General features: G+C 37.3%; 17 protein-coding genes, 2 tRNA genes and 1 rRNA gene. All 20 read left to right on the top strand.

Annotated elements, in window-relative coordinates:
- Positions 1-49 precede the first annotated feature (49 nt).
- Positions 50-532 (top strand): S1 domain-containing RNA-binding protein, encoded by a 483-nt coding sequence (locus tag ACVWY7_RS26290; RefSeq protein WP_000021452.1) that lies wholly within the window; start codon positions 50-52, stop codon positions 530-532.
- Between the two features lie 160 nt (positions 533-692).
- A tRNA-Met gene (locus tag ACVWY7_RS26285) sits at positions 693-766 on the top strand.
- Between the two features lie 13 nt (positions 767-779).
- Positions 780-851, top strand: a tRNA-Glu gene (locus ACVWY7_RS26280).
- Between the two features lie 259 nt (positions 852-1,110).
- Positions 1,111-3,582 carry a stage II sporulation protein E gene (gene spoIIE / locus ACVWY7_RS26275; RefSeq protein ID WP_001123531.1) on the top strand — a complete coding sequence of 824 codons (2,472 nt, stop codon included), beginning with the start codon at positions 1,111-1,113 and terminating at the stop codon, positions 3,580-3,582.
- Between the two features lie 233 nt (positions 3,583-3,815).
- On the top strand, positions 3,816-5,246 hold the full coding sequence (gene tilS, locus ACVWY7_RS26270) for a tRNA lysidine(34) synthetase TilS (protein ID WP_105990053.1): 1,431 nt from the start codon (positions 3,816-3,818) through the stop codon (positions 5,244-5,246).
- Positions 5,243-5,785 carry a hypoxanthine phosphoribosyltransferase gene (hpt, locus tag ACVWY7_RS26265; RefSeq protein ID WP_000981838.1) on the top strand — a complete coding sequence of 181 codons (543 nt, stop codon included), beginning with the start codon at positions 5,243-5,245 and terminating at the stop codon, positions 5,783-5,785. The genes tilS and hpt overlap by 4 nt, the downstream gene beginning before the upstream one ends.
- Positions 5,786-5,870: 85 nt before the next feature.
- A complete protein-coding gene (gene ftsH / locus ACVWY7_RS26260) occupies positions 5,871-7,772 on the top strand; it encodes an ATP-dependent zinc metalloprotease FtsH (protein WP_001079659.1) in 1,902 nt (633 codons plus the stop codon).
- Between the two features lie 224 nt (positions 7,773-7,996).
- On the top strand, positions 7,997-8,785 hold the full coding sequence (locus tag ACVWY7_RS26255; protein ID WP_000578367.1) for a type III pantothenate kinase: 789 nt from the start codon (positions 7,997-7,999) through the stop codon (positions 8,783-8,785).
- 6 nt (positions 8,786-8,791) lie between these two features.
- Entirely contained in the window at positions 8,792-9,667 is an 876-nt protein-coding gene (gene hslO, locus ACVWY7_RS26250; protein WP_000656366.1) for a redox-regulated molecular chaperone HslO, read from the top strand.
- Between the two features lie 103 nt (positions 9,668-9,770).
- On the top strand, positions 9,771-10,694 hold the full coding sequence (gene cysK / locus ACVWY7_RS26245; RefSeq protein WP_001261709.1) for a cysteine synthase A: 924 nt from the start codon (positions 9,771-9,773) through the stop codon (positions 10,692-10,694).
- Between the two features lie 220 nt (positions 10,695-10,914).
- Positions 10,915-12,312 carry an aminodeoxychorismate synthase component I gene (pabB, locus tag ACVWY7_RS26240; protein WP_001189690.1) on the top strand — a complete coding sequence of 466 codons (1,398 nt, stop codon included), beginning with the start codon at positions 10,915-10,917 and terminating at the stop codon, positions 12,310-12,312.
- Between the two features lie 5 nt (positions 12,313-12,317).
- On the top strand, positions 12,318-12,905 hold the full coding sequence (pabA, locus tag ACVWY7_RS26235) for an aminodeoxychorismate/anthranilate synthase component II (RefSeq protein WP_000602300.1): 588 nt from the start codon (positions 12,318-12,320) through the stop codon (positions 12,903-12,905).
- The gene (pabC, locus tag ACVWY7_RS26230; protein WP_456524066.1) at positions 12,899-13,771 is read left to right on the top strand and encodes an aminodeoxychorismate lyase; all 873 of its coding nucleotides are present in this window, start codon (positions 12,899-12,901) and stop codon (positions 13,769-13,771) included. Before pabA ends, pabC begins: the two co-directional genes overlap by 7 nt.
- The gene (folP, locus tag ACVWY7_RS26225; protein ID WP_002157735.1) at positions 13,746-14,606 is read left to right on the top strand and encodes a dihydropteroate synthase; all 861 of its coding nucleotides are present in this window, start codon (positions 13,746-13,748) and stop codon (positions 14,604-14,606) included. The genes pabC and folP overlap by 26 nt, the downstream gene beginning before the upstream one ends.
- Positions 14,607-14,969 carry a dihydroneopterin aldolase gene (gene folB, locus ACVWY7_RS26220; protein ID WP_000358064.1) on the top strand — a complete coding sequence of 121 codons (363 nt, stop codon included), beginning with the start codon at positions 14,607-14,609 and terminating at the stop codon, positions 14,967-14,969.
- Positions 14,966-15,481, top strand: coding sequence for a 2-amino-4-hydroxy-6-hydroxymethyldihydropteridine diphosphokinase (gene folK / locus ACVWY7_RS26215; RefSeq protein WP_001059445.1), 516 nt, complete (start codon positions 14,966-14,968; stop codon positions 15,479-15,481). Before folB ends, folK begins: the two co-directional genes overlap by 4 nt.
- A complete protein-coding gene (locus ACVWY7_RS26210) occupies positions 15,433-15,636 on the top strand; it encodes a helix-turn-helix domain-containing protein (protein WP_000387027.1) in 204 nt (67 codons plus the stop codon). Before folK ends, ACVWY7_RS26210 begins: the two co-directional genes overlap by 49 nt.
- Before the next feature lie 23 nt (positions 15,637-15,659).
- Positions 15,660-16,658 carry a tRNA dihydrouridine synthase DusB gene (gene dusB / locus ACVWY7_RS26205; RefSeq protein WP_000912262.1) on the top strand — a complete coding sequence of 333 codons (999 nt, stop codon included), beginning with the start codon at positions 15,660-15,662 and terminating at the stop codon, positions 16,656-16,658.
- A gap of 159 nt (positions 16,659-16,817) precedes the next feature.
- Positions 16,818-18,317 carry a lysine--tRNA ligase gene (lysS, locus tag ACVWY7_RS26200; protein WP_000369671.1) on the top strand — a complete coding sequence of 500 codons (1,500 nt, stop codon included), beginning with the start codon at positions 16,818-16,820 and terminating at the stop codon, positions 18,315-18,317.
- A 373-nt stretch (positions 18,318-18,690) separates the two neighbouring features.
- Positions 18,691-18,766, top strand: a 16S ribosomal RNA gene (locus tag ACVWY7_RS26195); the annotation flags it as partial.

Below are 18,766 nucleotides of genomic sequence, written 5' to 3'. Positions count from 1 at the left end.
AATAAAGTAAAATTTGACTTTTTAACCACTAAGGAGGAGCATTTTTTTTATGTCAATCGAGGTAGGCAGCAAGTTACAGGGTAAAGTAACAGGTATTACAAATTTTGGGGCTTTTGTGGAGCTGCCAGAAGGCTTAACGGGTCTTGTTCATATTAGTGAAGTTGCTGATAATTATGTGAAAGATATTAACGATCACTTAAAAGTGGGCGACCAAGTAGAAGTAAAAGTTATTAACGTTGAAAAAGATGGTAAGATCGGTCTATCTATTAAAAAAGCGAAAGAACGTGAAAAAACAGAAGGAGATCGTCCACGTGGTGAATACCAACGCGGTGGTGATCAACAACGTTCTGGACGTCCACAACGTAATCGTTCTTTCAACAGAGATAACCGCGGTGGCGGTAACGACCGCGCTCCAAAAGAAACATTCGAGCAAAAAATGGCACGTTTCTTAAAGGATAGCGAAGATCGTTTAACTTCTTTAAAGCGTAACACTGAATCTAAACGTGGTGGCCGTGGCGCACGTCGCGGATAATAAGAACGTTTAATTCTTAGAATATAGAGAGGTGCCCAGGGCGATTGCTCAGGGTGCTTTTTTATATGTGAAAATATATTTTTAAAAAAGTTTTCAAGATGTGTTGACTTTAAATTATATCTGAGGTAAGATACTAATTGTCCGTTAAATAAGACGACATGGCGGTGTAGCTCAGCTGGCTAGAGCGTACGGTTCATACCCGTGAGGTCGGGGGTTCGATCCCCTCCGCCGCTATATTTAATTTAACGGCCCGTTGGTCAAGTGGTTAAGACACCGCCCTTTCACGGCGGTAACACGGGTTCGAATCCCGTACGGGTCATCTAAAAAGATCATGCAAATGCGCATGATCTTTTTTTGTTAAATAAATTAAGACATACAACACTTCTACAAAATCACCCTATATTTTCTGAATGTTCGATTAAAATATTAAAAATAAAATACATACTGTGTATATATGTAGAGTTATTTCGAATAAAAAGTCGAACGATTATAAAAGTGAAAACTGTTGTTTTGACAAAAATCCCAATAATCATCTTTTATAATGACAGTAATTAAACTATGCAGGTGGTGTTAAAAATATGCCTAAAGCAGGAAGGAATACTATGAATACAAGTGCATTGGCAATGAATGAAGGTCAGCTTGGAGGAGTAAAGTGGACAAGTAAGTTGCGAATGAAGTTTGAGCAAGTTTTCTTTAGATGGGGATTTATTATTGTTGTTATTGGTTTTCTTTTAGGACGAGCATATATATTAACAAACATTTTACCGTTTGCACTGCCGTTTTTTGCTGCTGTTTATGTTATGAAGCGGGATAAAATGCCGCTTGCATTCTTGGCCCTAATGGGGGGCGCACTGTCAGTTTCGATAGATAATTTATTCTTTACCTTTGCATCTATTTTTACTTTCTTCATTTATAATATCTTCTTTAGTCGGTTTACACGTAAAACTGTTGGACTTGTTCCATTCCAAGTATTTATCTCCGCATTAACCGCACATTTAGTTGTCGTATATTTTGCGCAACAAACAGTCACCATGTACGATTTACTTGTTAGTACAATTGAGGCCGGGCTTAGCTTCGTATTAACTATGATATTTTTACAAAGTGTCCCGCTTTTAGTAGAAAGAAAAGGGAAACAACAAGCCTTAGAGACAGAAGAAATTGTTTGTTTAATTATATTATTAGCATCTGTTTTAACAGGTACAACAGATTGGTTCGTATATGACGCTTCTATTCAACATATTTTTACTAGGTATTTAGTGCTTGTGTTTGCGTTTATCGCAGGAGCGGCTACAGGATCTACAGTAGGGGTCGTCACTGGGTTAATATTAAGTTTAGCAAATGTCTCCAGTTTGTCCCAACTTAGTCTGCTTGCTTTTTCTGGATTGCTTGGTGGTTTGTTAAAAGAAGGGAAGCGCATAGGTGTTAGTTTAGGTTTATTAATTGGGACAAGCTTGATTACGCTATATGTAGACAAGCAAACAAACATTGTGACAACTTTAATCGAATCTGGTGTGGCGATTGCTTTCTTCTTATTAACACCGAAACTTGTTATGGATCGTATTGCTAAATTTATGCCAGGCACACAGGAGCATTCGCAAGATCAACAACAGTATTTAAGAAGGATGCGTGATGTTACAGCGAACAAAATTAATCAATTTGCTAATGTGTTTGCTGCTTTATCTAATAGCTTTTCTGTATATGGATATGTGGAGGAAGAAGATAAAGAGACGGAGGCAGATTTGTTCTTAAGTACAATTACTGCAAAAACATGTCAAACATGCTTTAAAAAGGACCAATGCTGGGTAGTTAATTTCGATAAAACGTACGATTATATGAAACAAATAATGAGTGAAACAGAAGAGGGGACGTTACAGCATAATCGGAAGTTAGTTCGTGAATGGGACAAGCATTGTGTGAGAGGAAAGAAAGTGACGGATTTAGTAGCAGGCGAATTAGATCACTTCTATGAGGGACAAAAATTAAGAAAACAAATGAAAGAAAATCGTAGAATAGTAGCGGAGCAACTATTGGGTGTATCAAAAGTTATGGAGGATTTTGCTAAGGAGATACAAAGAGAGCGAGAAAACCATCAAGTACAGGAAGAACAGATTCTGCAAGCGTTTCGTGATTTTGGTGTAGAAATAGAGCATGTTGATATTTATTGTTTAGATAGAGGGAGTATTGATATTGAAATGTTGATTCCGGTTGCATCTAATGAACACGGAGAGTGTGAAAAATTAGTTGCACCGATGCTTTCTGATATTTTAAAGGAAAATATTGTTGTTAAACATGAAGAAAAATCTTCTTATCCGAATGGCCACAGCTTAATATCATTTGGTTCAGCAAAAACGTATTCTCTTGATACGGGCTTAGCCACAGCTGCAAAAGGCGGTGGGTTTGTTTCAGGTGATTCTTATGCGATGATGGATTTAAGTGTTGGTAAATATGCTCTTGCGATTAGTGATGGTATGGGAAATGGGCAAAGAGCTCATATGGAGAGTAAAGAAACAGTGAAGTTATTACAAAAAATACTTCAATCAGGCATTGATGAAGAAATAGCGATTAAGTCTATTAACTCTATTCTTTCTTTAAGAACAACAGAAGAGATGTTTACGACGTTAGATTTAGCTATGGTAGATTTGCGGGATGCGAGTGCGAAGTTTTTAAAGATTGGATCGACGCCGAGTTTTGTTAAACGCGCAAATAATATTTTGAAAATTGAAGCAAGTAATTTGCCGATGGGAATAATTGAGGATGTTGAAGTTGATGTAGTGGGTGAGCAATTAAAAACAGGCGATATCCTTATTATGATGAGCGATGGGATTTTTGAGGGAGCGCAACATGTGGAGAATCATGAATTATGGATGAAGCGTAAAATTAAAGAGTTGCAAACTGAAGATCCGCAAGAAATTGCTGATATCATCATGGAAGAGGTGATTCGCTCTGGTGATGGTTATATAAATGATGATATGACTATTGTAGTGGCGAAAGTGAAGAAAAATATGCCGAAGTGGGCTACCATTCCAATTGTGGGAATGCAGGCACAATAAAGTTGGAGTGTAATGTTTCTTTATCGCTTTTTCTTTCTAAAAACCTAGGTGAATACCTAGGTTTTTTTGCTTTATAACATAATGTTATTATTTTTGTGAATATGTACGGATGATGTAAGATAAAAATGTAATTTTTGTATATCTTTTTTTTGCACAATGTTTGTAAAAGTTGTACCATTATAAACAAGGTAACTAACGTTGCTGTTCTTGTTTAATGAAAGGTGATTACGAAGTTGAAAGATACATTTGTTGAAAAGGTAGATGACTTTGTAAGGCAGCATGATGTATTAAAGGAACGTTCAACAATTGTTGTAGGGGTTTCTGGTGGTCCTGACTCTTTGGCTCTTCTATATTATTTATTAGAAAAAAGAGCAGCAAAACAGTTTGAAATTGTAGTGGCGCATGTGGATCATATGTTTAGAGGTGATGAATCTCATGAGGACCTACAGTTTGTGCAGGACCTTTGTAAAGGACTGGGAGTTATTTGCGAAACGATAAGGATTAATGTGTCGCAATATCAAAAGCAATACGGGATGAATGCACAGGTTGCTGCTAGAGAATGCAGATATGCATTTTTGGAAAGAATAATGAAGAAATATGATGCGAGATATGTAGCCCTTGGACATCATGGTGATGATCAAGTAGAGACGATTTTAATGCGTCTTGTACGAGGAAGTACTCCGAAAGGATATGCAGGAATTGCAGTGAAGCGTCCTTTTCATAATGGGTATTTAATTAGGCCGTTACTTGGAGTAACGAAGGAAGAAATTGTTAATTACTGTAATAAGCTAAAAATAATTCCTCGTATAGATCCAAGTAATAAAAAGGAAGTATATACAAGGAATCGATTACGTAAATATGTTCTTCCTCATTTGAAAGAAGAAAACCCACAAGTGCATGAGAAATTCCAAAAATTTAGCATGCAGATGCAAGAGGATGAGGCGTATTTGCAGGAATTAGCTTTTGAGAAAATGAATAAAGTAATTACAAAAAAAAGTGATAAACAAATTAGCTTATCAATTCCTGCCTTTGAATCCATGTCTATGCCTTTACAAAGAAGAGGGATTCAACTAATATTAAACTATCTTTATGAATATAAGATTCCATCTTCTCTTTCCTCTATACATATTGACAAGGTGATTGAGTTTTTTAAGCGGACACAACCTTCGGGTTCACTTGATTTCCCAGGTGATTTGAAAATTGTTCGCGCATACGAGGAGTGTAGCTTTGGATTTAAACAAGAAATTGTTTCCCCTTTCTTACAAGACTTATCAGTGCCCGGGACAATTACGCTATCGAACGGGGATAAACTTGTAACAGAGGTGAGCGAAGATATACCAAGTGACATGAATGAAACAGTATTTGTTGCTAAGTATAATGATATATCATATCCAATTCGTATTCGGTCTAGAGAAAATGGAGATCGTATGTCAATACAAGGTATGAATGGCACGAAAAAGATAAAAGCTATTTTTATCGAAGCAAAAGTACCAAGAGAAAAAAGAGAAGAATGGCCGGTCGTTTGTGATGCAAGTGGGAATATTATTTGGTTACCCTTGTTGAAGCGATCTGCATTTGCTATCTCGAAAGAGACAGCAAAGAAGGATAAATATATGATTATTCACTACAAAAGCAAGGAGTCTTCCGGGAGGATAATGAAATGATGAATCAAGATATCGAAAAAGTATTAATTTCTGAAGAGCAAATACAAGAAAAGGTGCTCGAATTAGGCGCGATTATTGCAGAGGATTATAAAAACACAGTACCTCTTGCGATTGGTGTACTAAAGGGTGCAATGCCATTCATGGCAGATTTATTAAAGAGAACAGATACATATCTTGAAATGGACTTTATGGCTGTATCTAGTTACGGTCACTCAACTGTTTCAACAGGCGAAGTAAAAATTTTAAAAGACCTTGATACTTCTGTAGAAGGTCGCGATATTTTAATCGTTGAAGATATTATTGATAGCGGTCTTACGCTAAGTTACTTAGTAGACCTATTTAAATATCGTAAAGCGAAGTCTGTAAAAATCGTTACGTTATTAGATAAACCAACAGGCCGCAAGGTAGATTTGAAAGCGGATTATGTTGGATTTACTGTACCGCATGAATTTGTTGTAGGATATGGATTAGATTATAAAGAGCAGTACCGTAATCTTCCTTATGTAGGAGTATTAAAACCAAGCGTTTACTCAAATTAATTAAATACAGGCGTCACAATTGTATAGGAAAGTTTTTCTATGTTACGATTTACTATAGTGTTTATGCCGTGAGAGGAGGTTAGGAATGAATCGTATCTTCCGTAATACCATCTTTTATTTACTGATATTCCTAGTAGTAATTGGAATCGTGAGCTATTTTAATGGTTCGACACAAAAAACGACATCAGTTAGCTACGATAAATTCATTACTAAACTAGAAAAAGGTGAAGTGCGTAATGTGCAACTTCAACCGAAAAATGGTGTGTTTGAAGTAAAAGGACAATTTAATAACTCTAGCCAGGGAGAACAATTTGTTACTTATGCACCAAATACTGAGGAATTACAAAAGAAAATTAATGATAAAGCGCAAGGTGCTGAAGTTAAGTATCAACCAGCAGAAGAAACAAGTGCTTGGGTAACCTTCTTTACTTCTATCATCCCGTTTGTCATTATCTTCATTTTATTCTTCTTCTTATTAAACCAAGCTCAAGGCGGCGGTAGCCGTGTTATGAACTTTGGGAAAAGTAAGGCGAAGTTATATAATGACGAAAAGAAAAAAGTTCGTTTCAGAGATGTTGCTGGAGCGGATGAAGAGAAACAAGAGCTTGTTGAGGTAGTTGAATTCTTGAAAGATCCTCGCAAGTTTGCTGAAGTTGGTGCCCGTATTCCGAAGGGTGTTCTATTAGTGGGACCTCCAGGTACAGGTAAAACTTTATTAGCACGTGCCGTTGCAGGTGAGGCGGGCGTTCCGTTCTTCTCTATCAGTGGTTCTGATTTCGTAGAGATGTTCGTCGGTGTCGGTGCATCACGTGTACGTGATTTATTCGAAAACGCAAAGAAAAATGCTCCTTGTATCATTTTCATTGATGAAATTGATGCGGTAGGACGTCAACGTGGCGCAGGTCTTGGTGGTGGCCATGATGAGCGTGAGCAAACGTTAAACCAATTACTTGTTGAAATGGATGGATTCGGTGCAAACGAAGGTATTATTATCATCGCTGCGACAAACCGTCCTGATATTCTTGACCCAGCATTATTACGTCCAGGTCGTTTTGACCGTCAAATTACAGTAGATCGTCCAGATGTAAATGGCCGTGAAGCTGTACTGAAAGTACATGCTCGTAATAAACCGCTTGATGAGAATATTAACTTAAGAGCAATTGCAACTCGTACACCGGGATTCTCTGGTGCCGATCTTGAAAACTTATTAAACGAAGCTGCTTTAGTAGCTGCGCGTCAAGATAAGAAGAAAATTGATATGAGTGACATTGATGAAGCGACGGATCGTGTTATTGCAGGTCCGGCTAAGAAAAGTCGTGTTATCTCTGAAAAAGAACGTAATATCGTTGCTTTCCATGAAGCGGGCCACACTGTAATTGGTGTTGTTCTTGATGAAGCTGATGTCGTTCATAAAGTAACAATTGTCCCTCGTGGTCAAGCTGGTGGATATGCAGTAATGCTTCCGAAAGAAGATCGTTACTTCATGACAAAACCAGAGTTACTTGATAAAATCACTGGTTTACTTGGTGGTCGAGTAGCTGAAGAAATTGTATTTGGTGAAGTGAGTACAGGTGCTCATAATGACTTCCAACGTGCGACTGGTATTGCAAGACGTATGGTTACGGAATTTGGTATGAGTGATAAGCTTGGACCAATGCAATTTGGTAGCTCACAAGGTGGTCAAGTGTTCTTAGGAAGAGACTTCCATTCAGAACAAAACTATAGTGATGCGATTGCACACGAAATCGATATGGAAATGCAAACGATTATGAAAGAATGTTATGCTCGTGCAAAACAAATTCTTACTGACAATCGTGATAAACTAGATCTTATTGCGAAAACGTTACTTGAAGTAGAAACGTTAGATGCAGAGCAAATCAATCATTTATGTGATTATGGCAGATTGCCAGAACGTCCAACATCTTCAGCTGATGTGAAAGTAAACATCAACATGAAGAAGGACGATGAAGAATCAGAAGATAAGTAAGAGATGAAGGAGTGACGATAGTCACTCCTTTTTTATTTGTAGAAGGGAACTAAGTAGAAAAAGAATTTAAATAAATCTGGTATTAAAAATTGAAATGGGGAGTAATCTTTTTGTAAAATGATGAGGATAGAAAAGCTGATTATATAAGTATGTGTGATATGATGTTTTTATAAGTTTTATACATACTACACAAATATAGATTAAATAAGATAAGTGGTGAGAATATGATTTTTGTATTGGATGTAGGGAACACAAATGCTGTACTGGGCGTGTTTGAAGAGGGGGAACTTCGTCAACATTGGCGCATGGAAACAGATCGTCATAAGACAGAAGATGAATATGGAATGCTTGTGAAGCAGTTGCTTGAGCATGAGGGTCTTTCGTTTGAAGATGTGAAAGGTATTATCGTGTCTTCAGTCGTACCACCAATTATGTTTGCTTTAGAGCGCATGTGTGAAAAGTATTTTAAAATTAAGCCGCTTGTAGTAGGTCCTGGAATAAAAACGGGGCTAAATATTAAATATGAAAATCCACGTGAAGTAGGTGCGGATCGAATCGTAAATGCAGTAGCAGGGATCCACTTATATGGAAGTCCGCTTATTATTGTCGATTTTGGTACGGCTACTACATATTGTTATATTAACGAAGAAAAGCATTATATGGGTGGAGTTATTACACCGGGAATTATGATTTCAGCAGAGGCTTTATATAGTAGAGCGGCAAAACTTCCTCGTATTGAAATTACAAAACCAAGCAGTGTAGTTGGGAAGAATACGGTAAGTGCGATGCAATCTGGTATTCTTTATGGTTATGTTGGACAAGTGGAAGGTATTGTTAAGCGCATGAAAGAGGAAGCTAAACAAGAACCGAAAGTTATTGCAACAGGTGGATTGGCGAAATTAATTTCAGAAGAATCGAATGTAATTGATGTTGTAGATCCATTTTTAACATTAAAAGGTTTGTATATGTTATACGAGCGTAATGCAAATTTACAGCATGAGAAAGGTGAATAAATAAGTATGAAAGATTATTTAGTAAAAGCGTTAGCGTTTGATGGAGAAGTGCGTGCGTATAGTGTACGTACTACAAACACGGTAAGTGAGGCGCAAAGACGTCATGATACATGGAGAACAGCTTCAGCGGCGCTTGGTCGTTCTTTAACTGCAGGTACAATGATGGGGGCAATGTTAAAAGGTGACCAAAAGCTAACAATTAAGGTAGAAGGAAATGGTCCGATTGGTCCTATCTTAGTAGATGCTCATGCAAATGGAGATGTACGTGGTTATGTAACGAATCCACATGTTGACTTTGAAGGAACAGAACAAGGGAAATTACGTGTATATCAAGCGGTAGGTACTGAAGGATTTGTAACGGTAATTAAAGATATTGGTATGCGTGAGCCGTTTATTGGTCAATCTCCAATTGTTTCAGGAGAATTAGGAGAAGACTTCACGTATTATTTTGCAGTTTCTGAGCAGACGCCTTCTTCTGTAGGTGTTGGCGTCCTTGTAAATGGAGACGATAGCATATTAGCAGCAGGTGGATTTATCCTTCAAATTATGCCGGGTGCACAGGAAGAAACAATTTCATTCATTGAAGAGCGTTTGCAGAAGATTCCTCCTGTATCAACATTGATCGAACAAGGGCTTTCTCCAGAAGAGTTACTGTATGCAGTCCTTGGAGAAGATAAGGTAAAAGTATTAGAAACGATGGATGTTCAATTTAATTGCACATGCTCACGCGAACGTATCGAGAGTGTGTTAATTAGTTTAGGTAAAACGGAGTTAGAGCAAGTTCGTGAAGAAGAAGAAGAAACAGAAGTTCATTGTCATTTCTGTAATGAGCGATACAAGTTCTCTAAAGAAGATATTACAAATTTAATTGAGAATTTGTAATAAGGGAATTTACCTCTAAATACATTGACAAACAGGGAATTTTCTGACAAAATCTAAATATAGACAAAACCAATAAAAATACTCGGTGTTAGGAGTGACAGGAATGCGAGTGGCACAATCAGTTTCAGAATTAATCGGGAAAACGCCGATCGTTAAGTTGAACCGCATCGTAGAATCAGACAGCGCAGATATATACTTAAAATTAGAATTTATGAATCCGGGGAGCAGCGTTAAAGATCGTATCGCATTAGCTATGATTGAAGATGCTGAGAAAAAAGGATTATTAAAAGAAGGCGATACAATCATTGAGCCGACAAGTGGTAACACAGGAATTGGTTTAGCGATGGTAGCAGCTGCTAAAGGATATAAGGCAATTTTAGTAATGCCAGAAACAATGAGCGTTGAGCGTCGCAATTTATTACGTGCTTATGGCGCTGAATTAGTATTGACTCCAGGGCCTGAAGGAATGGGCGGAGCAATTCGTCAAGCGACTGAATTAGCAAAAGAACATGGCTACTTTATACCGCAACAGTTCAAAAATCAATCAAATCCAGAAATTCATCGTTTAACAACAGGTCCAGAAATTGTTGAGCAAATGGGTGATCAATTAGATGCATTTATTGCAGGTATTGGTACAGGTGGAACGATTACTGGTGCTGGTGAAGTGCTGAAGGAAGCATATAAAGATATTAAAATTTATGCAGTAGAACCTGCGGATTCACCGGTGTTATCTGGTGGAAAACCGGGTCCACATAAAATCCAAGGAATTGGGGCTGGATTTGTTCCAGAAACATTGGATGTAGAAGTATATGATGAAATCATTCAAGTGAAAACAGAGCAAGCGTTCGAATACGCAAGAAGAGTGGCTAAAGAGGAAGGTATTTTAGTTGGTATCTCTTCAGGAGCGGTTATTTATGCAGCGACAGAAGTTGCGAAAAAGTTAGGTAAAGGGAAAAAGGTACTTGTTATTATCCCAAGTAATGGTGAACGTTATTTAAGTACACCACTTTATCAATTTGAGTCTTAATTACATGTGATTGAAAAAGCATCCTTGAAAAAGGATGCTTTTTCTTTTTGGATTGGAAATAGGAAAAGAGTGAATGACTAGAAAACTTCATGTAAAATAAGAGGTAGTATCATTAATTTATTTTCACTAGCCTTCGAATATAACCCTTCTATATACATAACGAATGTAGCTTGAAGTGGTTAATATAAGAGGGTGGGATAAAAGAAGACGGGGTGTTGATATGCAACGAAGAAAATCTTTAGCGCTTTCTATTCCATATCAGTTAGATTTCTTTAAGCAATATAAATTTCTTTCTAAGGATAAACCGCAACACATTTTGTTAGAGAGTGGACGTGGCGGTCGTTATAACATCGTGGGATTAAACCCAGTAGCGGTAATCCGAGGGAAGGGTGAAACGTTACATATAAGTGAAAGTGGTAAGGAAACAATAAAGCAAGGAAACCCATTGGATTTAATGCAGGAATATATGGAGCGATGGAAAACGGATTATAATCCGGAATACCCGCCTTTTCAAGGTGGTGCAATTGGTTACTTTAGTTATGATTGCATCCGTTATATTGAAAAACTTCCTTCTCTTGCGGAGGATGATATTAATATACCTGATATATTCTTTTTATTATTTGATGATGTGTTTGTGTATGATCAAAAAGAAAAAGTATTATGGATTATTACACATTATGTAGATAAGCATGAAGAGGCAAAAGAGCGATTAAATGAATGGAAGATTCTTTGGGCGACAGAAGCGCCGGAAGTGACTATACCGTTTGCGTGCCCTGAAAAGAAAAATGAAGCAGTTGCTTTTACTGAAGAAAGCTTTATGAAGGCGGTTGAATGTATTCAAGCATATATTGGGGCTGGTGATGTGTTCCAAGTAAACTTGTCGACAAGACAAGAAAGAACGTTACAAACACACCCACTAGAAATATATACAAGTCTTCGTGAAATTAATCCATCTCCATATATGGGTTACTTGGAGCTCGGGGATTTTCAAATTGTAAGTGGATCGCCAGAGTTGCTAATTAAGAAACAGGGAACTGAAGTAAGTACAAGACCAATTGCTGGAACGAGATCTAGAGGGGCAAATGAACAAGAGGATGAAGAATTGGCAAGGGAATTAATTGAGAATGAAAAAGAAAGAGCAGAGCACGTCATGCTTGTGGATTTAGAACGAAATGATTTAGGACGTGTTTGTAAATATGGCACTGTAGAAGTAGACGAGTTTATGGTAATTGAGAAATACTCACATGTTATGCATATTGTTTCTAATGTGCGTGGTGAGGTGGAAGAAGATAAAGATGCTTTCGATTTAGTGAAGGCTGTATTCCCTGGAGGAACAATTACGGGTGCTCCGAAAATACGTACGATGGAAATTATTGAAGAATTAGAACCTGTTCGCCGAGGGATTTATACAGGTTCAATCGGTTGGATCGGTTATTCTGGAGATACAGAATTGAATATTGTAATTAGGACACTTCTTGCTAAAGACGGAAAAGCGCATGTACAAGCAGGAGCGGGAATTGTAATTGATTCAAATCCGGAAAATGAATATAAAGAGTCGTTAAAAAAGGCGATTGCTTTATGGCGTGCAAAAGAACGTAGCGAAGAAACGGTTAGGTGAGAGAAATGATATTAATGATAGATAATTATGATTCTTTTACATTTAATTTAGTGCAGTTTCTTGGAGAACTTGGACAAGAGCTTGTTGTTAAACGTAACGATGAAGTGACTATTTCAGATATTGAGAATATGAAACCAGACTTTTTAATGATTTCGCCAGGCCCATGCAGTCCGAATGAAGCAGGAATTAGTATGGAGGTTATTCGATACTTTGCTGGAAAGATTCCGATTTTTGGGGTTTGTCTTGGGCATCAATCCATTGCGCAAGTGTTTGGTGGAGAGGTTGTCCGCGCAGAGCGATTAATGCATGGGAAAACATCGCTTATGCATCATGATGAAAAGACGATTTTTTCGGATATCCCAAATCCGTTTACCGCGACGCGCTATCATTCCCTTATTGTTAAGAAAGAGACGTTACCTGATTGCTTAGAGGTAACATCTTGGACAGAAGAAGGGGAAATTATGGCGCTCCGTCATACAACATTACCGATTGAAGGTGTACAGTTCCATCCGGAATCTATTATGACGTCTCACGGGAAAGAGTTGTTGCAGAATTTCATTCGTAAATACAGTCCAAGTGTGACGTCATGTTAATTTACGTAAACGGTCAGTATGTAGAAGCGAGTGAAGCGAGAATTTCGCCGTATGACCACGGTTATTTATATGGTCTTGGAGTTTTTGAGACTTTTCGTATTTATAATGGTCATCCTTTCTTATTGGATGATCATTATGACCGTTTAATAGATGCGCTTGATATGTTGCAAATTAAATGGTCGATGACGAAAGATGAAGTACTGCTTATTTTGAAGAATTTACTCATTAAGAATAAATTAGAGAATGCGTATGTCCGTTTTAATGTATCGGCGGGTATAGATGAAATTGGATTGCAAACAGAAATGTATGAAGAGCCGTCTGTTATTGTTTTTATAAAACCTTTAGCAGCCCTAGGAGAAGTAGCAGAAAAAGAAGGGGTTGTTTTAAAACAAGTTCGAAATACACCAGAGGGTGCGGCTCGTTTGAAGTCTCATCATTATTTAAATAACATTTTAGGAAAACGTGAAATTGGAAATGTTGTGAATAAGGAAGGTATTTTTCTTACTGAAACAGGTTATGTTGCAGAGGGTATTGTTTCGAATCTCTTTTTTGTGAAGGATAATATTTTATATACACCTTCGCTCGAAACAGGGATTTTAAATGGCATCACTCGTGCGTTTATTATAAAGGTTGCTGAAGAACTAGGCGTAGAAGTGAAGGAAGGTTTCTTTACAAAAGATGAATTGCTTTCAGCTGATGAAGTCTTCGTAACAAACTCGATTCAAGAAATTGTTCCGCTTAATCGTATAGAGGAGCGAGATTTCCCGGGTAAAGTAGGGATGGTTACAAAAGGGTTTATAAATCTTTATGAAATGCAGAGAGAGAAATTGTGGAGCAGAAATGAATTGCGAAGAGGAGATGTGTAGTTTGAAGTGGGATTATGATTTGCGCTGCGGCGAATATACATTGAACTTAAATGAAAAAACGTTAATTATGGGGATTTTAAATGTAACACCAGATTCGTTTTCTGATGGTGGGAGTTATAATGAGGTAGATGCTGCAGTGCGCCATGCGAAAGAAATGCGAGATGAAGGTGCTCATATTATTGATATTGGTGGCGAATCTACTCGTCCGGGTTTTGCTAAAGTATCGGTGGAAGAAGAAATAAAACGAGTTGTTCCGATGATTCAGGCTGTTTCAAAAGAGGTAAAATTGCCTATTTCTATCGACACGTATAAAGCTGAAGTTGCAAAACAAGCAATTGAAGCTGGTGCTCATATTATTAATGATATTTGGGGAGCGAAGGCAGAACCAAAAATCGCTGAAGTTGCAGCCCATTATGATGTACCTATTATCTTAATGCACAATCGCGATAACATGAATTATCGTAATTTAATGGCTGATATGATTGCTGACTTATATGACAGTGTTAAAATTGCTAAAGATGCTGGTGTGCGAGATGAGAATATCATTTTAGACCCAGGTATTGGTTTTGCTAAAACACCTGAACAAAATTTAGAAGCGATGCGTAATTTAGAACAGTTAAACGTACTAGGTTATCCAGTTCTCTTAGGTACTTCAAGGAAGTCCTTTATTGGGCATGTGCTAGATTTACCGGTAGAAGAACGTCTTGAGGGAACGGGAGCTACCGTTTGTCTTGGTATTGAAAAGGGTTGTGAGTTTGTTCGTGTTCATGATGTGAAGGAAATGTCGCGTATGGCTAAGATGATGGATGCGATGATTGGTAAGGGGGTAAAGTAATTGGATAAAATTTATATTCATGATATGGAGTTTTACGGTTATCATGGTGTATTCCCAGAGGAAAATAAATTGGGCCAGAGATTCAAGGTGGATTTAACGGTAGAATTGGATTTGAAACGAGCAGGAGAAAGTGATGACTTAGAGCATTCTGTTAATTATGGAGAGCTTTTTGAGTTATGTAGAAAAGTTGTTGAAGATAGAACATATAAGCTTGTAGAGAGTATTGCTGAGAATATCGCTACAGATATATTGAGACAATATGAGAGTATTTCAAGATGTACGATAAAGGTAATTAAACCAGATCCGCCGATACCGGGACATTATCGTGCTGTAGCGGTAGAGATTACGAGAGAACGTCCATGAATAATATAGCTTATATTGCATTAGGTTCAAATATTGGAGAACGTTATACGTATTTAACGGAAGCGATTCAGTTTCTAAATAAAAATCCTTATATCAAAGTTGAAGATGTTTCATCTGTATATGAAACGGAACCAGTTGGCTATACTGACCAAAGTTGCTTTTTAAATTTAGTTATAAAAATTTCTACCAATTTATCACCGCAAGAATTATTGAAAGTAACGCAAAAAGTAGAAAATGACCTAGGAAGAAAAAGGGAAATTAGGTGGGGCCCTAGGACTATCGACCTTGACATTTTACTATATAATCAAGAAAATATTGAAGCAGAGAATCTTATTGTTCCGCATCCGCGGATGTTCGAAAGAGCTTTTGTTATCGTTCCGTTGTTAGAGATTAATCAAGATATAAAACAAAACATTTCACGTTCACAAGTAGAAGAAATGAAAAGGCGAGAGGGAGTAACGGTATGGAAGCAGAAAAATGGGGAAGACGCATTCGTGCTTTTCGAAAACTAAAAGGTTATACGCAAGAAGGTTTTGCAAAAGAATTAGGGGTATCTGTATCTGTTTTAGGTGAAGTTGAGAGAGGGAATCGATCGCCTTCCCAAGATTTTGTAGTGGAAGTTGCTAAAGCATTAAAAGTCTCGATAGATGAGCTAATGCCAAAGTAACTATGAAGGAAGGAGTAAATCGAGTGTTAAAAATCGCAAATATTGAGATGAAAAATCCGGTTGTATTAGCACCGATGGCGGGAGTGTGTAACTCTGCATTCCGTTTGACAGTAAAAGAATTCGGTGCAGGCCTAGTTTGTGCCGAAATGGTAAGTGATAAAGCGATACTATTGAATAATAAAAGAACATTAGATATGTTATATATCGATGAGAGAGAAAAGCCATTAAGTTTACAAATTTTTGGTGGAGAGAAAGAAACCCTTGTAGATGCTGCGAAATACGTAGATCAATATACGACAGCAGACATCATTGATATTAATATGGGGTGTCCAGTACCGAAAATCGTTAAGTGTGATGCAGGAGCAAAGTGGCTTTTAGACCCAAATAAAATATATGAAATGGTAGCGGCAGTTGTAGATGCTGTAGAAAAACCAGTTACAGTTAAAATGCGTATTGGTTGGGATGAGGATCATATTTTCGCAATCGAGAATGCGAAAGCTGTTGAGCGTGCTGGCGGACAAGCGGTAGCAGTTCATGGGCGTACACGAGTACAAATGTATGAAGGAAAAGCGGATTGGGATATTATTAAACAAGTAAAGCAAGCTGTAAATATCCCGGTTATCGGAAATGGTGATGTCGCAACGCCGCAAGATGCAAAGCGTATGCTTGATGAAATTGGTGTAGATGGTGTTATGATTGGCCGCGCTGCCCTTGGAGATCCTTGGATGATTTATCGTACGGTAAAGTATTTAGAGACAGGTGAATTAATGCCGGAACCGACAGTACGTGAGAAAATTGACGTATGTATGTTGCATCTAGATCGTCTAATCGATTTAAAGAACGAAAGTGTCGCTGTAAGAGAGATGAGAAAGCATGCAGCTTGGTATTTAAAAGGTATTCGTGGTAATGCAAATGTACGTAATGGTATAAATGCTTGTAATACGCGTGAAGACCTTGCAAATGTATTAGGTGTATTTGTAGAAGAAGTGGAAGCGAAACAACAAACAATTCACGTTGGTTAATAATAGGGAGGGAAGATTGACATTCTTCTATACACTTCCTATAATTACGTGAAAGAAAGAAGAACTGCCAGTTAGTTGCTGGCAGTTTTTCTAGTTGAGTAGAAAATGCTATACTGTATATATTGTAAAAATTAATAGAGCTGGAGTGATATCAATACCATGGATAACATGAACCACGAAGAATTAAACGACCAATTGCTTGTTCGTCGTGAAAAGCTACATAACTTACGTGAGCAAGGAATCGATCCTTTCGGTAAACGATTTGAACGTACAAATGCAACAAATGACTTATTAAGCCTATATGGAGAGTTCTCTAAAGAAGAATTAGAAGAGAAAGAAATCTCTGTTTCTATCGCTGGTCGTATTATGACAAAGCGTGGTAAAGGAAAAGCTGGATTTGCACATATTCAAGATTTACATGGACAAGTTCAAATTTATGTTCGTAAAGATGCTGTTGGAGATGAAGAATACGAATTATTTAAAACAGCAGATTTAGGTGACTTAGTAGGTATTGAAGGTAAAGTTTTTAAAACGAACGTTGGAGAACTTTCAGTGAAAGCAACAGGCTTTACACTATTAACGAAATCTCTTCGTCCATTACCGGATAAATATCATGGGTTAAAAGATGTTGAACAACGCTACCGTCAACGTTACTTAGACTTAATTACAAGTATGGAAAGTCGTGAAACATTCGTCACTCGCAGTAAGATCATTCGCGAAATGAGAAGATACTTAGATGACAACGGTTATCTTGAAGTGGAAACACCTATGATGCATGCAATTGCAGGTGGAGCTTCTGCTCGTCCTTTCATCACGCATCATAATGCGTTAGATATGGAATTATATATGCGTATCGCAATTGAACTTCATTTAAAACGCCTTATTGTGGGTGGATTAGAAAAAGTTTATGAAATCGGCCGTGTATTCCGTAATGAGGGTGTATCAACTCGTCATAATCCTGAATTTACGATGATTGAATTATATGAAGCGTATGCTGATTATAAAGATATTATGAAACTAACAGAAAATATGGTTGCTCATATCGCGAAGCAAGTACTAGGTACAACAACAATCCAATATGGTGATTATGAAATTAATCTAGAACCAGAATGGACACGCCTTCATATGGTAGATGCAATTAAAGAACATTCTGGAGCAGATTTCTGGAATCCGATGAGTGTAGAAGAAGCGCGTGAACTTGCAAAAGAACATAATGTAGAAATTAAGGATACAATGGAAGTTGGTCATATTATTAATGAATTCTTCGAGCAAAAAGTAGAAGATAAATTAATCCAACCAACATTTATTTACGGTCATCCGGTAGAAATTTCGCCACTTGCGAAAAAGAATGATGAAGATCCACGATTCACAGATCGTTTCGAATTGTTTATCGTTGCACGTGAACATGCAAATGCATTCACTGAGCTAAATGATCCAATCGATCAGAAAGAACGTTTTGAAGCGCAATTAAAAGAACGCGAACAAGGTAATGACGAAGCTCACATGATGGATGATGATTATATCGAAGCTCTTGAGTATGGTATGCCTCCTACAGGTGGACTAGGAATTGGTATTGATCGCCTTGTTATGTTATTAACGAATGCACCATCTATTCGTGATGTATTATTATTCCCTGCTATGCGTCATAAACAAGACTAAGCTTTGGAGATTTCTCCAAAGCTTTTTTTATTTGGGTGTGAACAGCTTGGAGATAGTAAATCTTGATAGTGCGAAAAATTATATTTATATAGAAGAAAAGTGCTATTTTTATACTTTTTTACTAAGTTAAAAATTTTATTAGAAAAACTATTGCATTTTAATAATCAAACTGGTATATTTATATTCGTTGCCACGAAAGGTAACAAACAAAACAAACGAAAAACAACTTATTGAAAAAAGTTGTTGACGAAAATATAACGAAATGTTATATTAATAAAGTCGCTTCTGAGCGATGAAGAAGTTCTTTGAAAACTGAACGAAACAAACAACGTGAAACGTCAATTTTTATTTTATGATGCTAGACAAACTAACTTTATTGGAGAGTTTGATCCTGGCTCAGGATGAACGCTGGCGGCGTGCCTAATACATGCAAGTCGAGCGAACGGATT

The sequence above is a fragment of the Bacillus sp. TE9106W genome (genome assembly GCF_054062215.1).
Note: the sequence above shows the minus strand (reverse complement) of the source record. Positions and strands in the feature narration are given on the sequence as shown.